General features: G+C 61.7%; 13 protein-coding genes. 11 read left to right on the top strand and 2 right to left on the bottom strand.

What is annotated here, in order from left to right:
* Nucleotides 1-6: 6 nt before the first annotated feature.
* The 10 genes from AOA59_RS24580 (at nt 7) to AOA59_RS24535 (ending at nt 13015) form a co-directional block, all read left to right on the top strand.
* On the top strand, nt 7-2445 hold the full coding sequence (locus AOA59_RS24580; RefSeq protein WP_099489439.1) for an AAA family ATPase: 2439 nt from the start codon (nt 7-9) through the stop codon (nt 2443-2445).
* Nucleotides 2442-3962: a sigma-54-dependent Fis family transcriptional regulator gene (locus AOA59_RS24575; RefSeq protein WP_099489382.1), complete on the top strand. Its 1521-nt coding sequence runs from the start codon at nt 2442-2444 to the stop codon at nt 3960-3962. The genes AOA59_RS24580 and AOA59_RS24575 overlap by 4 nt, the downstream gene beginning before the upstream one ends.
* Before the next feature lie 73 nt (nt 3963-4035).
* Nucleotides 4036-4167: a type VI secretion protein gene (locus tag AOA59_RS33225; RefSeq protein WP_074854505.1), complete on the top strand. Its 132-nt coding sequence runs from the start codon at nt 4036-4038 to the stop codon at nt 4165-4167.
* Nucleotides 4168-4180: 13 nt separating this feature from the next.
* Nucleotides 4181-5374: a type VI secretion system-associated FHA domain protein TagH gene (gene tagH / locus AOA59_RS24565; RefSeq protein WP_099489381.1), complete on the top strand. Its 1194-nt coding sequence runs from the start codon at nt 4181-4183 to the stop codon at nt 5372-5374.
* Complete coding sequence (gene tssJ / locus AOA59_RS24560; RefSeq protein WP_065912107.1) at nt 5371-5853, top strand: type VI secretion system lipoprotein TssJ; 483 nt, start codon at nt 5371-5373, stop codon at nt 5851-5853. Before tagH ends, tssJ begins: the two co-directional genes overlap by 4 nt.
* A 1-nt stretch (nt 5854) precedes the next feature.
* On the top strand, nt 5855-7183 hold the full coding sequence (tssK, locus tag AOA59_RS24555; protein WP_099489380.1) for a type VI secretion system baseplate subunit TssK: 1329 nt from the start codon (nt 5855-5857) through the stop codon (nt 7181-7183).
* 5 nt (nt 7184-7188) lie between these two features.
* Nucleotides 7189-8055 (top strand): type IVB secretion system protein IcmH/DotU, encoded by an 867-nt coding sequence (gene icmH / locus AOA59_RS24550; RefSeq protein ID WP_178076289.1) that lies wholly within the window; start codon nt 7189-7191, stop codon nt 8053-8055.
* Nucleotides 8056-8070: 15 nt separating this feature from the next.
* Nucleotides 8071-11448: a type VI secretion system membrane subunit TssM gene (gene tssM, locus AOA59_RS24545; protein ID WP_099489379.1), complete on the top strand. Its 3378-nt coding sequence runs from the start codon at nt 8071-8073 to the stop codon at nt 11446-11448.
* Entirely contained in the window at nt 11445-12176 is a 732-nt protein-coding gene (locus AOA59_RS24540) for a PP2C family serine/threonine-protein phosphatase (protein ID WP_099489378.1), read from the top strand. The genes tssM and AOA59_RS24540 overlap by 4 nt, the downstream gene beginning before the upstream one ends.
* Nucleotides 12173-13015 carry a serine/threonine-protein kinase gene (locus tag AOA59_RS24535; protein ID WP_099489377.1) on the top strand — a complete coding sequence of 281 codons (843 nt, stop codon included), beginning with the start codon at nt 12173-12175 and terminating at the stop codon, nt 13013-13015. The genes AOA59_RS24540 and AOA59_RS24535 overlap by 4 nt, the downstream gene beginning before the upstream one ends.
* Nucleotides 13016-13089: 74 nt before the next feature.
* Here AOA59_RS24535 and AOA59_RS24530 read toward each other — a convergent pair whose 3' ends face one another.
* Nucleotides 13090-13419, bottom strand: a complete 330-nt coding sequence (locus AOA59_RS24530; RefSeq protein ID WP_099489376.1) for a DUF6388 family protein — start codon at nt 13417-13419, stop codon at nt 13090-13092.
* Nucleotides 13420-13712: 293 nt separating this feature from the next.
* Between AOA59_RS24530 and AOA59_RS24525 the strand changes: the two genes are divergently transcribed.
* The gene (locus AOA59_RS24525; RefSeq protein ID WP_099489375.1) at nt 13713-15785 is read left to right on the top strand and encodes an EAL domain-containing protein; all 2073 of its coding nucleotides are present in this window, start codon (nt 13713-13715) and stop codon (nt 15783-15785) included.
* On the opposite strand, the gene AOA59_RS24520 is transcribed toward AOA59_RS24525, so the two are convergent.
* The gene (locus AOA59_RS24520) at nt 15776-16630 is read right to left on the bottom strand and encodes a metal-dependent hydrolase (RefSeq protein ID WP_056859239.1); all 855 of its coding nucleotides are present in this window, start codon (nt 16628-16630) and stop codon (nt 15776-15778) included. The two genes, AOA59_RS24525 and AOA59_RS24520, sit on opposite strands and share 10 nt — an antisense overlap.
* Between the last annotated feature and the right edge of the window lie 5 nt (nt 16631-16635).

The raw sequence follows: 16635 nt of genomic DNA, 5'->3' as shown, positions 1-16635 counted from the left end.
ATGATTATGATGAATGTAGACCTGCAACAACTGATCCGGACCTTGACGCCTCAGACGCGCCTTGACCTGGCGCGGTCCGCCGAGCGTTGTGTAACGCGTGGCGGCAAGGAAGTGTTGGTTGAGGACCTGCTGCTGACGCTGCTGGAACATGCCGAGGGGCCTTTGGTAAAGGCGCTGGCGGATGCCGAAATTGCTCCAGGTGAGCTTCAGGCCCTGTTACTGCTCAAAGGCGAACAAAGTGCATCGCGCAGCCCGGTGTTTGCCCCGGCACTCGTGCAATGGTTGCAGCAAGCGTTAATGGTTGCCCACCTGGAGTTGGGGCAGGTTGAGGTCGGCGCCGGTGCTTTATTGCTGGCACTTCTGCGTCATCCGCTGCAACACGCGGGCAGTGCTTATCAGCCGTTATTGAGCCGCTTGGACGCGCAACGCGTGCGTGATTTTTTGTTGAGCCGGGGCTGCGAAACCGCGCCGTTGCGACAAGGCGAGTCACTGCTGGAGCGCTTTACCCATGACCTGACGCATCAGGCGCGTGAAGGGCGGATCGACCCGGTCCTGTGTCGTGACGCGCAGATCCGTCAATTGATCGATATCCTTGTGCGTCGGCGCAAGAACAACCCGATTCTGGTGGGAGACGCGGGCGTGGGTAAGACCGCCATCGTCGAAGGGCTCGCATTGCGAGTGGTTGCCTCACAGGTGCCCGAGCCACTCAAGGGCGTACGCATACTGACCTTGGACATGGGCTTGTTGCAGGCCGGCGCCAGCATCAAGGGCGAGTTCGAACGGCGGCTCAAAGGTGTGATCGACGAGGTTAACGCCTCTCCACAGGCCGTGATCCTGTTTATTGACGAGGCACATACCCTGGTGGGTGCCGGCGGGCAGGTGGGTGGAGGCGACGCCGCCAATTTGCTCAAGCCCGCCCTGGCGCGTGGTCAATTGCGCACCATCGCCGCCACGACCTGGTCCGAGTACAAAAAATACATCGAAAAAGACCCGGCATTGGCACGGCGCTTCCAGCCGGTAAAAGTCGACGAGCCAAGTGTGGCGGCGGCGGTCTCCATTTTGCGCGGGTTGGTGCCGGTGTATGAAGCCAGCCATGGCGTCTATATACGTGACGACGCGGTGGTGGCAGCAGCACAACTGAGCGCTCGTTACCTGGCAGGGCGACAGTTGCCGGACAAAGCCGTCGACGTACTGGATACCGCCTGTGCGCAAGTGCGTATCCGCCTGACGACGGCGCCTGAGGCGTTGCAGCAGCTGTGCGCTGAATGGGCTGAGGGCACTCGCCAGCGTGTGGCGCTTGAGCGCGATGTTGAAGCCGGCTTGCCCGTTGACCAACCGGCGTTGCAGGCACTGGCCCAGCGGCTGGACGCTCTCGAGCTTGAGCGCCAGCAAACCGAGCAGCGCTGGATGCAGCGTGAACAGCAGCAAGCCAGCCATGAAGTATGCCCACGGGTAGTCGCCCAGGTCATCAGCGGCTGGACCGGCATCCCGGTTGAGCAACTGGCCTTGGAGCACAGTGAGCGCGTCCTGGGTTTTGCCGACGCCCTGCGCGAGCGAATCATTGGGCAGGAACCGGCGGTGCAGGCGCTGGATCGTAACCTGCGAGCGGTGGCTGCGGGCCTCAATAATCCTGAGGCGCCGGTGGGCGTATTTTTGCTCGCCGGCCCGAGCGGGGTCGGCAAGACCGAGACGGCGCTGGCACTGGCGGACTTGCTGTACGGCGGTGAGCGGTTTGTGATCACGCTGAATATGTCGGAGTACCAGGAGCAACACTCGCTGTCCCGATTGATTGGTGCGCCTCCCGGTTACATTGGTTACGGCGAGGGCGGGGTGCTGACGGAGGCCGTGCGCCAGCGACCTTATTCGGTGGTGTTGCTCGATGAAATCGAGAAGGCCGACCCAGAGGTGCTGAACCTGTTCTACCAGGTCTTTGACAAGGGTTTGGCCAATGACGGTGAAGGCCGCGAAATTGATTTTCGTAATACGTTGATCCTGATGACGTCCAACCTGGGCAGCGATTGCATCAGCGCACTGTGCGCCGATGGCAGGCGACCTGACGCTGCGGCCCTGGAGGAAGTGATTCGCCCGGTATTGCGCGCTCACTTCAAGCCGGCTCTGCTCGCTCGCATGCGAGTCGTACCGTATTACCCACTCGCAGGCGAACGCTTACAGGACGTGGCAAGGCTCAAGCTGGCGCGCCTTGGCCAACGGTTGCAGGCGCGCGAACTGGTGTTCAGCTACAGCGCCGAACTGGTCACGCACATGGTCGAGCGTTGTATGCACCAGGACAGTGGGGCGCGTTTTATCGACCAGTGGATCGAGTCCCACCTGCTGCCGCCGATCGTTGATCGTCTGCTCGGTGCGATGGCCGTTGGCGAATCCCTCTCGGCCACCCACGCGACGCTCGATGGCAGCGGTGTGCCAGTGTGTGAGTTCAGCCTATGACGCACAGCCCATTCAAGTCGTTGCCTGATTCGCCGGCCTACGTCGACCAACTGCTGGGCTGGTTTACCCGCCTGGGCTTCGAGCGGGAGGAGTCGAGGTTGGCGGACCTTTGCGTCACGGCCGCTGCGCAGTTGAGCCAGTGCGACCTGTGCCAACTGTATGCACGGGATGAAACCACCGGCCAGTTGGGGCTGATCGCTCAGTATTTTCCCGACGGGGAACCCTCAGGCCAGCGTGGCGCAAGCGTAGATGTTCAGCACCAGCAGTTATTGCACTACGTCCTTGATCAGGGGCGGGAACTGACCATTGATCAACTGTGCAACAGCGCCTATGACAGCGGTTTTCTGCCCTTGGCGGCGCTGCCTTGGCACTCGCTGACCTGCCTGCCCTTGTTTAATCGGAGCGAGGCGGTGTGCGGCGTTCTGCTTTGCGCCAGCCTGCGCCCTGCGCAATTGCACGGCTACGCCGCTTCTTTGGGCCGATTGGGCAGCTTCGCCCTGGGCCAATCAACCCTGTTGCGGCTTGCCCAGCCCAGGCAAGTCCGGCTTGTTCCCCCGTGCGATACACCCGTGACCGGCGCCTATGGCTTGATTGGCAACAGTGCCGCGATGGAGGCGACCTGCCACCTGATCGGCAAGGTTGTGCAGGCACCGTTTACCGTGCTGTTGCACGGAGAAACCGGCACGGGCAAGGAGGTGGTGGCGCGTGCTATTCACGCCGCCGGCCCGCGCAGCACGCGAGCGTTTGTGGTGCAAAACTGCGCAGCCTTCCCTGAGGGCTTGCTGGAGAGTGAGCTGTTCGGCTACCGCAAAGGCGCGTTCACCGGTGCGGAGCGTAACTATGCGGGGCTGTTTGACGCAGCCGATGGCGGCACACTGCTGCTGGATGAGATTGGCGATATGCCACTCTCCCTGCAGGCAAAGCTGCTGAGGGTTCTACAAGAAGGTGAAGTGCGCCCGTTGGGTGCCAATACCGCTCACAAGGTCGACGTGCGAATTATCGCCGCCACCCATCGCGACCTGCTGGCAATGGTCAGCCAGGGGACATTTCGCGAAGACCTCTATTACCGATTGGCGCAGTTCCCTATCCAGTTACCGGCATTGCGTGAGCGCGACGGCGATGTGCTGCTGCTTGCCCGGCACTTTGCTGAAAAGGTCTGCGCGGCACTCGAAAAACCGGTGGTCAGCTGGTCCGGCGCGGCGCTTGATCAGCTCTCCAGCCATGCCTTCCCTGGCAATGTGCGTGAGCTCAAATGCCTGGTCGAACGGGCGGTGCTGCTGTGTGATGACGGGGTGATTTTACCTGCGCACCTGTCGCTGTCATCGGCGCCCGCAGGTGCAACCATCGAGGCCACCCTCCGTCAGCGCCTGGAGCGCGTGGAGCGGGTCTTTCTGATCGACTGCCTGCACAAGAACCGTGGCAATCGAACGCGCACTGCGCGTGAACTTGGGGTAGCGCGTCGCACGCTGCTGTACCGGCTTGCGCGGTTGAATATCCCCAATCGAGGGGAATGTTGAATGGCGTATTCACGCTGGCGTGCTCATGGGCTCTGCGCTTACCCGTTTGTCTTATCTACCTGGGAGAACCCCGATGCCTGATCGTCCATGGCGAGCCGTGGTGCTTGTGTTGTGTTTGCTGAGCGGCTGCAGCGGCAATTACGTGTTTGATGATGCTGACTATCGTCCTTTGGGTGACCCCCAAGCGACCCGTCGCGGCCAATGAGATGGAGCCTTTCATGCAATTAGTGCTTGAGGTGTGTGAGGGCGGGGGCGATGAGCCGCCACCGCGCAAGGTGTTCGATGGGATGGGCGGCGTGGTCGGTCGTGGAGCCGGTTGCGACTGGATTATTCCTGACCCCAGTCGTTTGCTTTCCAGTCACCACGGGTTGATCGCTTACCGTGACGCGCGTTATTTCCTGACGGATATCAGCAGTAATGGTATCCGTGAGGTGGGCAGTGGCAAGTCGCTGCAAAAGGGGCAGGCGCGGCTGATCGTGGAGGGTGATGTTTTCCAGTTGGGGCCATTTGCTATCTGTGCGCGCTTGATTGAACGCGTGACGCCGCATCGTCAGCCATTATCCGCTGCGGGCGGGGTGATACCCGAGGATGCTTACCTGGGCCTGGACCCCGTTCAAGAATGGGATCGCCAGTCGATGCACGGGGCACCACCGTGCGAGCTGGACGCCTTGAACGACGTGCAAGAGGCACCGAGTGCCTGGATGTCGAGTGACTGCGTTGAGCGCGATTACCTGGCCTTACCCGCCCAGGCAGACGCTCCGGGAGAGAGGGTCGAGCCTGTCTTGCCTGATTCGCAGGCGCCGCAGACCGATGAAGCGTTCTGGACGCAATTCGCCACAGCGTTGGGCGTCCGTGTGCAGACGCTTGATTGCGCTGGCCGCGAGGCGTTGGCGATTAGAGCTGCGGGCTTACTCAGGCACGTGATTGATGGGTTGCAACAGAACCTGCGCACTCATGACGAACTGCACAGTGAATTGAGCCTGGACCCTAGCACCTTGATCAAACGTCCGAACGTGTTGAAGGACAACCTGGGCATTGACTCTGTGTTGGCGTCGCTGCTGGGCATGGGAGCGTTGGCGCAACCCGGCGCCGAAGCGGCCATTACGCAGGTGTACCGGCAAATGCAAGTGCATCAGGTCGCGCTGCTCGTTGCGTGCCGCACGGCGCTGCGCACCTCGCTGGCGACGTTTGCCCCCGGCCATTTGCAGGCCGGTTTTGCGCGCGATGACAAGCTGCCAAGGTTCTTTGCCGACAGGGCGCATTGGCGGGCCTACCAGCGCCACTATCAACGCTTGGTCGAAGCAGATGCATTGAACACGGGCCCGTTGCGCGGCGATTTTGCCAAGGCCTATGAGGAACAGGTACGCCTGGCCTCAGCCTTGTTTGCCACACCGTCAGGAGGATGCCCATGACCCGTGTCGCGCTACCTCTTTTGGTCGTATTGATGCTGCTGGGTGGTTGCACCAGCCTGTCACCCTTTTCCACAGTGACCAAGCTCGACCTGACGCTGGCCGCCAGTGACGAAGTGAATCCCGACCTGCATGGGCGCCCCTCTCCGGTGGTGGTGCAGCTGTTCGAACTCAAGCATCCAGTGGCATTCGAAAACGCGGATTTTTTCACGCTGTACGGGCATGCCGAGCAGGCACTGCCCAAAGACTGGGTGAGCAGCGAGGAACTGGAGTTGCGCCCCGGCGAGCAGGTGGCCCTCAAGCTCAGGAGCGAACCGCAAAGCCGTTACGTGGGCATCATCGCGGCATACCGTGATTTGCCCCATGTGCAATGGCGTTGGGTGCTGCCGCTGGCGCCACAGCAAGTGACGCGAGCGCACCTGGTGCTTGACCAGGCGGGCATCCGTGCTGGCGACCCGCTCGTCAGCGCCTTGGAGAATTAAGATGCAGGTTCATAAAGTCATCTGGCAGGAAGGGATGTTGCTGCGCCCCCAGCACTTGCAACACAACGACCGTTATTACCAGCACCAGCTCAACCGAACCCGCTTGCTGGGCAGTGATGCCTGGGGGTTCCTGAGCCTGGACATCGATCTGCAATACCTGGGCCTTGGTAAGTTGGTGGTCAATCAAGCCAGTGGCGTTTTGCCGGACGGCAGTCTTTTCGAGTTGACCACCACCATGGCGCCACTGGTACTGGAGGTGCCGGCCAACGCGGGCAGGCAATCGGTGTACCTGGCGTTGCCGATGGCGATCGGCAATCAGGTTGAAACCCGCACGCAGGAGGCGCCGGATGTGCTGGCGCGCTACATCGCCTGTGACGTTGAAGTGGCGGACTCCAATGCGGGCCGGGACGCGCGTTGCCAGATCAGTTGCGCACGCCCGGATTTGCGCCTGTTGCTGGGCGAGCAGCCGGGTGATGAGGCCTACGTGAAGCTGAAGATTGCCCAGGTGCTGGAATGCTCTGCGCAAGAGGGGCTGCGGATGGAACCTGATTTTGCCCCGACGTTTATTTATGTGCAGGGCTCGGGGTTTGTTTCGTCCTGCCTCAAAGAAGTGATCAGCCTGCTGGCCAGCCGGGGAGATGCGATTGCTGAGCGGATTGGCGGCAATGGCGCCACGGCGGGTGCGCAGATTGCCGACTTTCTGATGCTGCAACTGATCAATCGGGCCGAGCCGGTGTTGCGTCATTACCTGGCTCAGCCGCAAGTGCGTTCAGAGGCGTTGTTCCGCGAGATGCTGTCGATACTGGGCGAACTGGCGACGTTTGCCAGTGACAGCAAACGTGCCACCCAGCAGGTGCGCTACCTCCATGGCGACCAGGGCGCGAGTTTTCGTGGGTTGATGGCGGGGTTGCGCACGGTGCTGTCGATGGTCTTTGAGCAGCATGCCCTGGAGCTGGTGCTGCAACAACGCCAGTACGGGGTGATGGTCTGCCCGGTGGCCGATCTCAAGCTGTTGGGCAGCGCGACATTCATCCTGGCGGTCGCGGCTCAATGCGATTCGGAAGAACTGCGCCATCGTTTGCCGGCCCATCTAAAGGTCGGCCCCGTAGAGCGCATCCGTGAACTGGTCAACCTGCACCTGGCGGGCATCAAGGTCAAACCGCTGCCGGTCGCGCCACGCCAGATCCCGTTTCATGCCGGTAAAACCTATTTCATGCTCGAGCTCAGTGCCCGTGACATCGCACAACTGGAGCAATCGGGTGGTTTTGCGTTCCATGTCGGCGGCGAGTTCAGCGAGTTGGAACTGACCTTCTGGGCTATCAGGAATTGAACATGATGAACATGGACAGTGAATACCCGCTGGATGAGAAAACCGTATTGCTGGACCGTAACGGCCACGGCCCGGCACAGGGGCCGGTGACGGACTTCGTCTCGCCACCGCGTTTTGAACAGTTGGAAGACCGCATGGTGTACGCCGCCGCTGTACAGGGCGCGCAACGTTTCAACGTGGGCCTTAACCCGCTGGTGACAGCGGCCTGGGAACTGATGTCCGAGGTGCTTGAACTCAAACTCAGCAGCGGCCGGGAGAACCTGCAGACGCTCAACGACCGCCTGGCCGCGAGCCTCACACGCTTTGAGGTCCGCGCCCAGCATGACGGCATGGAAAGCGCTCAGGTGATTGCTGCTCGCTATGTGCTGTGCAGCGTCGTTGATGAAGCGGTAGTGACCACGGCGTGGGGGAGCCGCAGCGACTGGTCGAAGATCAGTCTGCTCAGCCGTTTTCACAACGAAACCTTTGGCGGCGAAAAGTTTTTCCAGCTGTTGGAGCGACTGTCTCGCGACCCGGTAAAACACTTGGCCATGCTGGAGCTGATGTACCTGTGCCTGTCGATGGGGTTTGAAGGCAAATACAGAGTCATGGAGCGCGGCGTGATCGAGCTTGAGGGCGTACGTGACGCGTTGTATCGCCAGATAAGGCATGTGCGTGGCGCCCCGGTTTCTGTGTCGGCCTGTGCCTCCCGACCCCAGCAGGCACGCCGCAAGCGGCTGCGCACGCTCTCCGCAACCGGGTGTGTGGCGCTGGGCGTGATCGCTTTGCTGGCGATGTATTCGACAACTGCCTGGGTACTGGGGCAGGAGCGAGCCCATGCATTGCAACCCTTTCAATCTTCGGCGCCGGAACTGACTCCGACGCCCTTGTAACGCCGGGAACATTCAATGAACGCTTTTTTCAAGGGCGCGGGCACCCTGCTGCGCATCGTTTGGGTATGGAGCTTGTTGCTGGTGCTTTGCAGCGCCTGCCTGGTGTGGTTTTTCGGGCCTCTGCTGGCGGTGGATGACCACCGGTTCTGGCAAGGCGCTACGGCTCGCCTTTTGACCATCAGCACGCTGTTTCTGCTATGGGGGCTGGCGATGGCTGTTATGGGAACACGCCGCAGCGTGCTGCCCCGGATCGAGGAAGACCAGGCTGGCCGTCAGCACCCTGGGCTGGTAGAGGATGAGCGCAAACAGGTGCGCGGGCGTTTCAAGGAGGCGCTGCATACCTTGAAAACATCTCGCCAATATGTCGGGCGCAGCTTGCGCGCACGCAATGAGCTGCCCTGGTACTTGTTGATCGGACAGCGAGGCAGCGGCAAGAGTGCTTTGCTGGCGGCCAATGGCTTGCAGCGCCCGCCGGATCACCTTCAGGCCGTATCATCAGGGGCCGGTGCTTACTGTGACTGGTTCTTCGCCGATCAGGGCGTCCTGATGGAGAGTGCCGGGCGCTACCTGGACCAACCCGACCGCGCAGTCGATGCCGCAGGTTGGTCGACGTTACTCGGGCTGCTCAAGTCCAGGCGCCGGGTGCGGCCACTCAATGGCGTGGTGGTGACGTTGTCGGTGGACACCCTGTTGGGCAGCAATGAGCATGATCTGGAGCGCCATGCACGGCATGTGCATTCCCGGTTACAAGATATCCAGCAGACGCTGCATATCGATATTCCGGTGTATCTGGTGCTGACTCACGCTGACCACATCCCGGGCTTTAGCGCGTTTTTTGATACGCCGCACGACAGCGCCGCAGAGGGCGTGCTGGGTGAGCTGATCACTGGCGACCCCACGGGTGTGCCCATGGCGCAGGTACGCCAGGCGTTCGAGGCGTTGCTCCAGCGCGTGAGTGGCGAACTGATGCAGCGCCTGCATCAGGAGCGCAATGTCGAGCGCCGTGGCCGGATGCTGGATTTTGTGCCCCAGGTGGCACGCATCGGTGAGCGTTTGTGCCTGTTTATCGAAGTGGCGTTCTGCGCCCATCGCAATCAGCGCATCCAGGGGGTGCGAGGTTTCTTTTTGACCAGTGCGGGTGAGCGGCACGAACGCTTTGTGCAAGGTCTTTTCAACCAAGTGATTTTCGCCGAGGCCGATCTTGCAGGGTTGCACACCGAGGAACATCAACGCATTCGTTGGCAGCAGGCGGGATGGGCGAGCGCCGTCGCGTTGGTCATCGGTGCGGCGGGCATGCTCTGGATGCACAGCTATGGGATCAACCACCAACGCCTGGAGCAGTTGGCGCAGTTAGGTCAGGTGGATACGTCGGCCCCGACCGATGCGGACCAGACCCTGGCGTTACTGACGTTGCTGGACAATCGCCTGGCGGCGACGCGGGTGTTTCCGCCGGTGTCAGAGGCGGGCGTGCTGGAGAGAGCCGGACTGTTTCAGGGCGAAGTAAGCCGGCCGCCGCTGGTCAATGCCTACAACGATGCCCTGCAGCAAATGGTTGTGCAGGTCGCTTCGCTGCTCGAAGAGCAGGTGCGGTCGAGCCTTGGGGATCGCGAACGGTTACTGGATAACCTGCGCGCCTACCTGATGCTCAATCTGCGCGAGCGACGTGACGCCGGGTGGCTGGCGGAGCGCGTGGCCAGTCGGTGGTCCGAGCGCTTTGCCGGGGAGTCTGCGACGCAGGCGCGCCTGAGTGAGCACTTTGCCCGGCTGCTTGAACAGCCCTTTGCCGCGCCACTCAATGATGAGCTGGTTGCCCAGGCTCGCCAGGTGTTGCGCGGAGAGTCGTTGGCAGATGTGGTGTATCGCGTACTGCGCGAGCAATCGTATACGCTGGAACCCAGCCGCCTCACGGACGGCACTGTGTTCACGGCGCTGGATCAACCGATTGCCGGGTTTTACAGCAAGCGCTATGTGCAGTATTTCGACCAGCAAGGCCCGCGACTGGTTAACGCGATTGTCCTGGACAATTGGGTGCTGGGGCAGGCGACTGACCTCAGTGCGATAGAGTTGCGCCGGTTGATCGTCGAGCTGCAACAGCGCTATTTCAGTGAGTACGCCGATGCGTGGAGCCAGGCCTTGGGTCAGGTTCGATTGCGCGAAACCGACAACCTGCGCCAGGACGCCGAACAACTGGCGCGCCTTACCTCGGCGCAATCACCGCTGGTGTTGCTGTTACAGCAGGTGCGTGAAAATACCCGTTTGCTATCCACCGATGCCCCGATGTCAGCGGTGCCCCACGAGGCCGGTGACGTGGCGGCTATCGCTCAGTCGATGGCTGCCCGTGTACACGCAGGCGTTTTGCCCAAGCCCACAGGCGATGACGCCGCAAGACGCGCCTTGCAACGCCGTTTCGAGCCCTTGCATCAACTGCTTGATGAGCAGCAAAACCCCGGTGAACAACTGACCCAGGCATTGCGCCAGCTTGATGCTGTGCACCTGCAACTGGCGGCGCTGAATCGCGAAGGGGCGCCGGAGCAGGCGGCTTTCCAGATGGTGAAACGGCGTATGGAAGGGCAACAGCCCGGGTTGGGACAGTTACGCGACAGTGCCGCACGTTTGCCGCTGCCGCTCAAAGGTTGGGTCGAGGGCCTTGCCGACGACAGTTGGCGGCATTTGTTCGATGAGGCTTATACGCATGTGAACCAACGCTATCAGAGCGAGGTGTATAGCCTGTATGCCAGGGCTATCCGCCAGCGTTACCCGTTCAATGCCCATGCCGGCAGCGACGTGGCTTTGGGCGATTTTGAGGAGTTTTTCAAACCCCAGGGCGTGCTGGCAAGGTTCCATGACCATTACCTGCGCCCGTTTATCAGCGCCGACGGCGGGCGTTATCGCTTGCGCGGGCTGGAAGGCCAGAGCCTGCCAATGTCACGCGCGTTGCTGGAGCAACTCGGCAAAGCGCAGATCATCCGCCGTGGTTTTTTCGGTGGCGACCCCGCCGAGCTGGCGGTTCGATTTACGTTGGCGCCTTATAGCCTGGACCAGGCGGTCAGCCGCGCGGTGTTTAGCTTTGGCGGTCAGCAGCTGGAATACCGCCATGGGCCGATTGTGCCTGTGACGTTCCAGTGGCCCAGCGAGGCGGAAAATGGTCGCAGCAGCCTGGTCCTGGAGCGCGGCGCACAGCGGCCATTGGGCATCGAGAACAATAACGGGGCCTGGTCGTTGTTTCGCTTCTTTGACTTGCTGCACAGCGAGCCCGCCAGTGGGCGCGATGCGCAGCTACTCAAGGCCGATCTTGCCGGTTTGCGTGCCAATTACCTGTTGGTCAGCCAGCGCACACCCAGCCCGTTTCTGATGGACGCGTGGCGCACGTTCCGTTTGCCGGAGCGACTATGACCGCGTCGCAAGCCGCTGCAAACAGCGCGGCACGCAGCCAACGTGGCAAGGCCAGGCAGCGCAACGAAGATGCGTTCCTCGACTGCCCCCAGCAGGGTTGCTGGGCGGTTGCCGACGGTATGGGCGGCCACCGCGCCGGGCACAGGGCGAGCCAATGGGTGATCGACAGCCTTGCCGCGTTGCCGGCCCAGGGTACGTTCGATCAGCGCATTGATGCAGTGCGGCGATGCCTGCAACGGCTCAATCAGAGTTGGGGGGATAACGCCTCTGCGCCGGCCGAAGGTCGCGACGACAGAATGGGCAGTACCGTCGTGGTCCTGCTGCTGGAGGGCCGGCGCGCAGCGTGTATCTGGGCGGGGGACAGCCGCTGTTACCTGTGGCGAGGCGGGCGGTTGTACCAGCTGTCGCGCGATCACTCACTGCTGCGCCAGTTGATGGATGAGCAGCGGTTGAGCCTGGCGCAGGCTCAGGCGCATCCCGGCGCCAGGGCATTGACCCGCGCCGTCGGCGCGCGGCACCCGCTGAAACTCGAGGTGCTGGAGTTGGGCGTGCAGCCAGGCGATGTATTTGTGCTGTGCAGTGACGGTGTGTACCAGGCGATGACGCACGCCGAGCTGGGCTGCGCCATGGACAGCGGTACGCCACAACAGGTGGTGGCACGGCTGTTCACGGCGGCGCTACGCGGCCCGGCGCGGGATGACCTGACGGCCGTGGCGGTGCGCACATGACCACGGCACCTGGCATGCCCACCTTGCTGGCGGGGCGTTATCACCTTGAGCGCGTGCTGGGTTCGGGCGGCATGGGCGTGGTCTACCGGGCGCGCGACCTGTTGCATGAGCAGTTTGGCGAGCCCTGTTCCAGTGTGGCAATCAAGGTGCTCGGTGAGAATCTGCGCCTGGCGCCCGATGCACATGTGCTGCTCTACAGCGAGTTCGCCCTGACCCGCAGCCTGCAGCATGAGCGCGTGGTGCGCATGTTTGCGTTCGAGGTGGATATCAGCAGCCAGATGGCTTTTTTCACCATGGAGTTGATGCGCGGCATGACCCTGGACCGGCTCCTGCTGGAGGGTCCCGATGGCTTGCCCTGGCGTGAGTTGCAGCCCCTGGCCGTGCAATTGCTGGATGCCGTGGCATATGTGCATCGCCAAGGTGTACTGCATGGTGATGTAAAACCGGTGAACATCATGCTGGGTGACGACGGTATTCGTTTGTTCGATTTCGGCCTGGGGCAGGCGACGGCAGAGGCGATGGCGGGGCTGGCGAGTGTGAGTCGTGACCGGTTCAGCGCCTGGACTCCGGCTTATGCGGCGCCGGAGTTGTTGGCGGGCGGTGCGCTGACGGCGAGTGCTGATCTGTATGCGGTGGCGTGTGTGGTGTATGAGTTGGCCCATGGCAAACGCTTGGGCGAGCGTCGGGCCACTGAGCGGCTGGAGCGCCCCCGGCACCTGCCCGCAGCGTGTTGGCCCGCCTTGCGCTTGGCGTTGGCGATGGATCCTGAGCGCCGAACGATCAGCGTGGAGGAGTTGGGCGAGGTGATGGCGCGTTGTCGATGGCGCTGGTTCAGATAGCTAGGGGTGTCTGCCGATGTTTCGATTGGGCCGACGCTGTGTATCTGCTGTTTTGTGGGGAGCTCCCACATTGGCTACCCGACCAAGTCATGCAGCCGGCAGTACTCTTCCCACCCCAACCCGGCCATCTGCGCGACTTCCTTGTGCACTTCCAGGCGCTGAGCCTCAAAGGCTTCGGCCGATTCGGCCGTCAACTTAAGCGTCAGCTCCCAGGCAAACAGATTCTGGCGCTCAGCCTCGGCCTCGAAAGCCTCATGCAAGCGCTCGGCGCGATACTGCGCGAGGGTTTCGCCTTTGGCTTGGGCGGCCAGAGGGTTGAGGGTGTCCAGTTGCGTAGCCACCTGGGGGTGTTCACTCAAGAAACGGTCCAGGGCGCGCTGGTGGTTATCACCGGGTTCTGACAAGGGCTTACTCCTGATTGGATGAAGTCAATAGATGGGGGCATGCACTAGGCTTTGCAATCAGTCAGCGGGCAATCGCCATACAGGCGGCCAGGGTCGCCGGCCTGGCATGGGGGAAGCCGGTTTGAAGGCTAACCCGATGGCCCCGGCAAATCGCGCAAACTGACATTAATTCTGAATAATTAATCGTAGTACGGCAAAAGCCTTTCGCTACCGGTAGGTGGCCGTGTAGCGTTACATGGGATTTGGGCACTGCCAAGCATGGGCAGAAAGCGATACGGGCAGAGGGACGGGGCATGTCGCAAACGCTGTTCAAACTTTTCCTCACCCAGCGCCTGGCTGCCTTGGCCAGCACCGAGTCATTACGCGCTATTCGCGAGGGCTTGTTGTGGATCCTGCCGTGCCTGCTGGTGTCCGCCGGTTTCCTGATCTTGTCCGAATGCGCCAACGCGCTGGGCTTCGATCCGCAGGTAGTGGCGTTTCTGTCGGGGTTGCATAACCAGATCAGCTCGGTAATTCCGCTGCTGGTGGCGGCCTCCATTGGCTACATGCTCGCCATCCAGCACCGCCTGCCACAATTGCCGGTGGCATTTTTGTGCCTGGCCCATGTGGTGGTCGCTACCTTTGTATTGCGTGACTACCCGCGCGCATCGGCGACGTTTGTGTTGTTTATCGCCATCGCATCGCCCCTGTTGAATGTGCCGGCAATCGCCTGGCTGCACCGCTTTCGCTGGACGCGCCTGGTCAACGAAGACCTGGTGGGCCACAACCTGCGCGGCACCATCAATATGGTGGTGCCGGGCGCCATTACGGCGCTGTTGCTGGTGCTGGTGTTGTCATTGCTGGTGCAGATTCCCTCTGTGGCGCAACTTCAGGGGCCGCAGGTACTGGATGCGCTGCAATCGCCGTATGGCAGCGGGTTGTTTGTCACCCTGATGAACTCATTGCTGTGGTTTTTCGGCATTCACGGTGTGTACGCCATGCAGCCGCTGTTCGACGTACTGGACCAGGCCGTGGTGCTCAATGGCGCCGCGCTGGCGGCGGGTGAGCCGATCAAGTACCTGCTCAACAGTGGCCTGCTCGGCTCTTTCGCATTTATCGGTGGGTCAGGCGGGGCGTTGTGTTTGCTGTTGGCGATCCTGCTGTTTTCCAAAAGCCAGTCCATGCGTTTGCTGGCGATGGCCAGCCTGCCGCTGTCGTTGTTCAATGTCAGCGAAGTGCTGTTGTTCGGCTTGCCGATCATCCTTAACCCGCGTTTGTTTATCCCGTTTTTGCTGGTGCCGGCGTTCAACACCCTGCTGGCCTTGACGGTGGTGCAGTGGGGCTGGGTGTCGCCGGCAGTGGCCAGCGTGCCATTTACCGCGCCCGTGCTGCTCAATGCTTACCTCAGCACCCACGGCGACATCGCGGCAGTGGTGCTGCAAGTGCTGCTATTGGGCCTGGGCACCCTGGTGTATGCGCCCTATGTGCGCGCGATTCATCGCCAGTCCAGTGATGGCGGCACCGTGTACCTCAAGTCGTTGGATATGACCTTCCGCGGCCTCGAAGAGAAAGGTCGCCTGCTGGAACTGGACCCGGTGTTGGCGTCCCACAAGGCGGCCGCCCGTCAGGCCGTCGAACTGAGCCGTATCCAGCAGATCAGCGATTACGAGTTCTACCTGGAATTCCAGCCCCAAGTCTCGACCCGCACCGGCCTGTGCTCCGGCTGTGAAGCGCTGATGCGTGCGCGCGACAGCCAGGGCACGGTGCATTCGCCCTGGGAATTCCTGCAATGGCTGGCCCAGGCGCGGTTGATGCCGGACGTGGATGTGTGGGTGGCCTCCCAGGCCGTGCGCCAGTATCAGAAGTGGCAGAAGATCGGCTTTGACTTGCCCATGACCATCAATATTTCCAGCGCCACGCTGACCCAGGCCGGCTATGGCGAGCGCCTGGTGGAAATTCTCGCCCAGGCCCATGGCCGGGTCTCGGTGGAAATCACCGAAGACGCATTGGTCGGTGATCTCCAGGCCACCCGCCAGACCATCCAGAGGCTCCAGGCGATCGGCGCCAAGGTGTATATCGATGACTTCGGTACCGGGTTTTCGGCCTTGAGCTATCTGCACCAGTTTCCGGTGGACTTTATCAAGATCGACCGCAGTTTCGTGGTGGCCCAGCGCGACCCCAAAGGCGCTCAGGTATTGACCGGCATGCTGCGCTTCTGTGAGGCGCTGAACCTGGGCGTGGTGGTCGAGGGCGTGGAGACCGCCGAGCAGTTGGCCTTTTTGAACACCGGCACCGAGTTGTTTATCCAGGGCTGGTATTTCAGTAAGGCGCTGCCCGGCGACCTGCTGCCGGGCTTTGTCCGCAGGCGGGCGGCGGCTCAGCTGTAAGCGTGGGCGGATGCGTATTCGCGCTGGGTCTGTTCGATCTCTTCGACCAGAGCGTCGATACCCGCCAGCCGTGCACGATTGTCATGGTCCCAGGGGTGAAAGCCCGGTTTGAAGTAGTGCAGCCACGGCCGCAGCATGCGTGGGAACACGCCCTTGGGTCCGTATAGAAACTTGAGCATGCGCCAGAATCCCTTCAGGTGCCCACCGGCTTTGCGGTCGGCCAACAGCAGGCGCACGTGGAAATCAAACACCACCAGCCAGAACAGCAGCGTGGTGGTCAACATGGTGCCGGTGCGCAACAGATAGCGCATCGGCCCAGGCTTGATCACGGTGTTCCACACATCGAACGCCACGGCCTTGTGCTCGGTTTCTTCGAGGGCGTGCCAGTACCACATCTGCTGGTAGCCCTTGAGTGACTTGCCAAAACGCGACGGGTCGCTGAGCAGGATTTCCGCGAGCATCGCGGTGTAGTGTTCCAGGGCGATGGTCACCGCCAGGTTGAACGACGGTGGCAGGTGTTTTTTTTGCAGGTCGAGGAAGAACTTCAGGCGCTTGTCGAGGGTGTGCGCCGGCAGACCGGCCGCTTGCAAGTGATCGTTATAGGCCACGTGTTCGCGGCTGTGCATGGCCTCCTGGCCGATAAACCCCTGGATTTCTTTCTTCAGCGCCGGGTCGTCGATGCGCTGGCGGTAGTGGCGCACGCTGTCCATGAAAAACAGCTCGCCCTGGGGAAACAGCAGCGACAACGCGTTGAAAAAGTGCGTGATGAACGGGCCTTGTTCGTGCCAGTCCTTGATGCGCTCGGCAGGCAAGGCAAAACGGATATCGCGACGGATCGGCAGCATGGTGC

Origin of the sequence: Pseudomonas sp. 2822-15, assembly GCF_002742515.1 — a bacterium.
GTDB lineage: Bacteria > Pseudomonadota > Gammaproteobacteria > Pseudomonadales > Pseudomonadaceae > Aquipseudomonas > Aquipseudomonas salomonii.
This window is presented reverse-complemented; position numbering and strand designations above follow the sequence as displayed.

Coding starts and splice junctions, on each gene's coding strand:
- tssK (WP_099489380.1), top strand. CDS start 5,855: ATGCAGGTTCATAAAGTCATCTGGCAGGAAGGGATGTTGCTGCGCCCC.
- tssJ (WP_065912107.1), top strand. CDS start 5,371: ATGACCCGTGTCGCGCTACCTCTTTTGGTCGTATTGATGCTGCTGGGT.
- tssM (WP_099489379.1), top strand. CDS start 8,071: ATGAACGCTTTTTTCAAGGGCGCGGGCACCCTGCTGCGCATCGTTTGG.
- AOA59_RS24535 (WP_099489377.1), top strand. CDS start 12,173: ATGACCACGGCACCTGGCATGCCCACCTTGCTGGCGGGGCGTTATCAC.
- AOA59_RS24580 (WP_099489439.1), top strand. CDS start 7: ATGATGAATGTAGACCTGCAACAACTGATCCGGACCTTGACGCCTCAG.
- AOA59_RS24540 (WP_099489378.1), top strand. CDS start 11,445: ATGACCGCGTCGCAAGCCGCTGCAAACAGCGCGGCACGCAGCCAACGT.
- AOA59_RS24525 (WP_099489375.1), top strand. CDS start 13,713: ATGTCGCAAACGCTGTTCAAACTTTTCCTCACCCAGCGCCTGGCTGCC.
- icmH (WP_178076289.1), top strand. CDS start 7,189: ATGAACATGGACAGTGAATACCCGCTGGATGAGAAAACCGTATTGCTG.
- AOA59_RS24520 (WP_056859239.1), bottom strand. CDS start 16,630: ATGCTGCCGATCCGTCGCGATATCCGTTTTGCCTTGCCTGCCGAGCGC.
- AOA59_RS33225 (WP_074854505.1), top strand. CDS start 4,036: ATGCCTGATCGTCCATGGCGAGCCGTGGTGCTTGTGTTGTGTTTGCTG.
- tagH (WP_099489381.1), top strand. CDS start 4,181: ATGCAATTAGTGCTTGAGGTGTGTGAGGGCGGGGGCGATGAGCCGCCA.
- AOA59_RS24575 (WP_099489382.1), top strand. CDS start 2,442: ATGACGCACAGCCCATTCAAGTCGTTGCCTGATTCGCCGGCCTACGTC.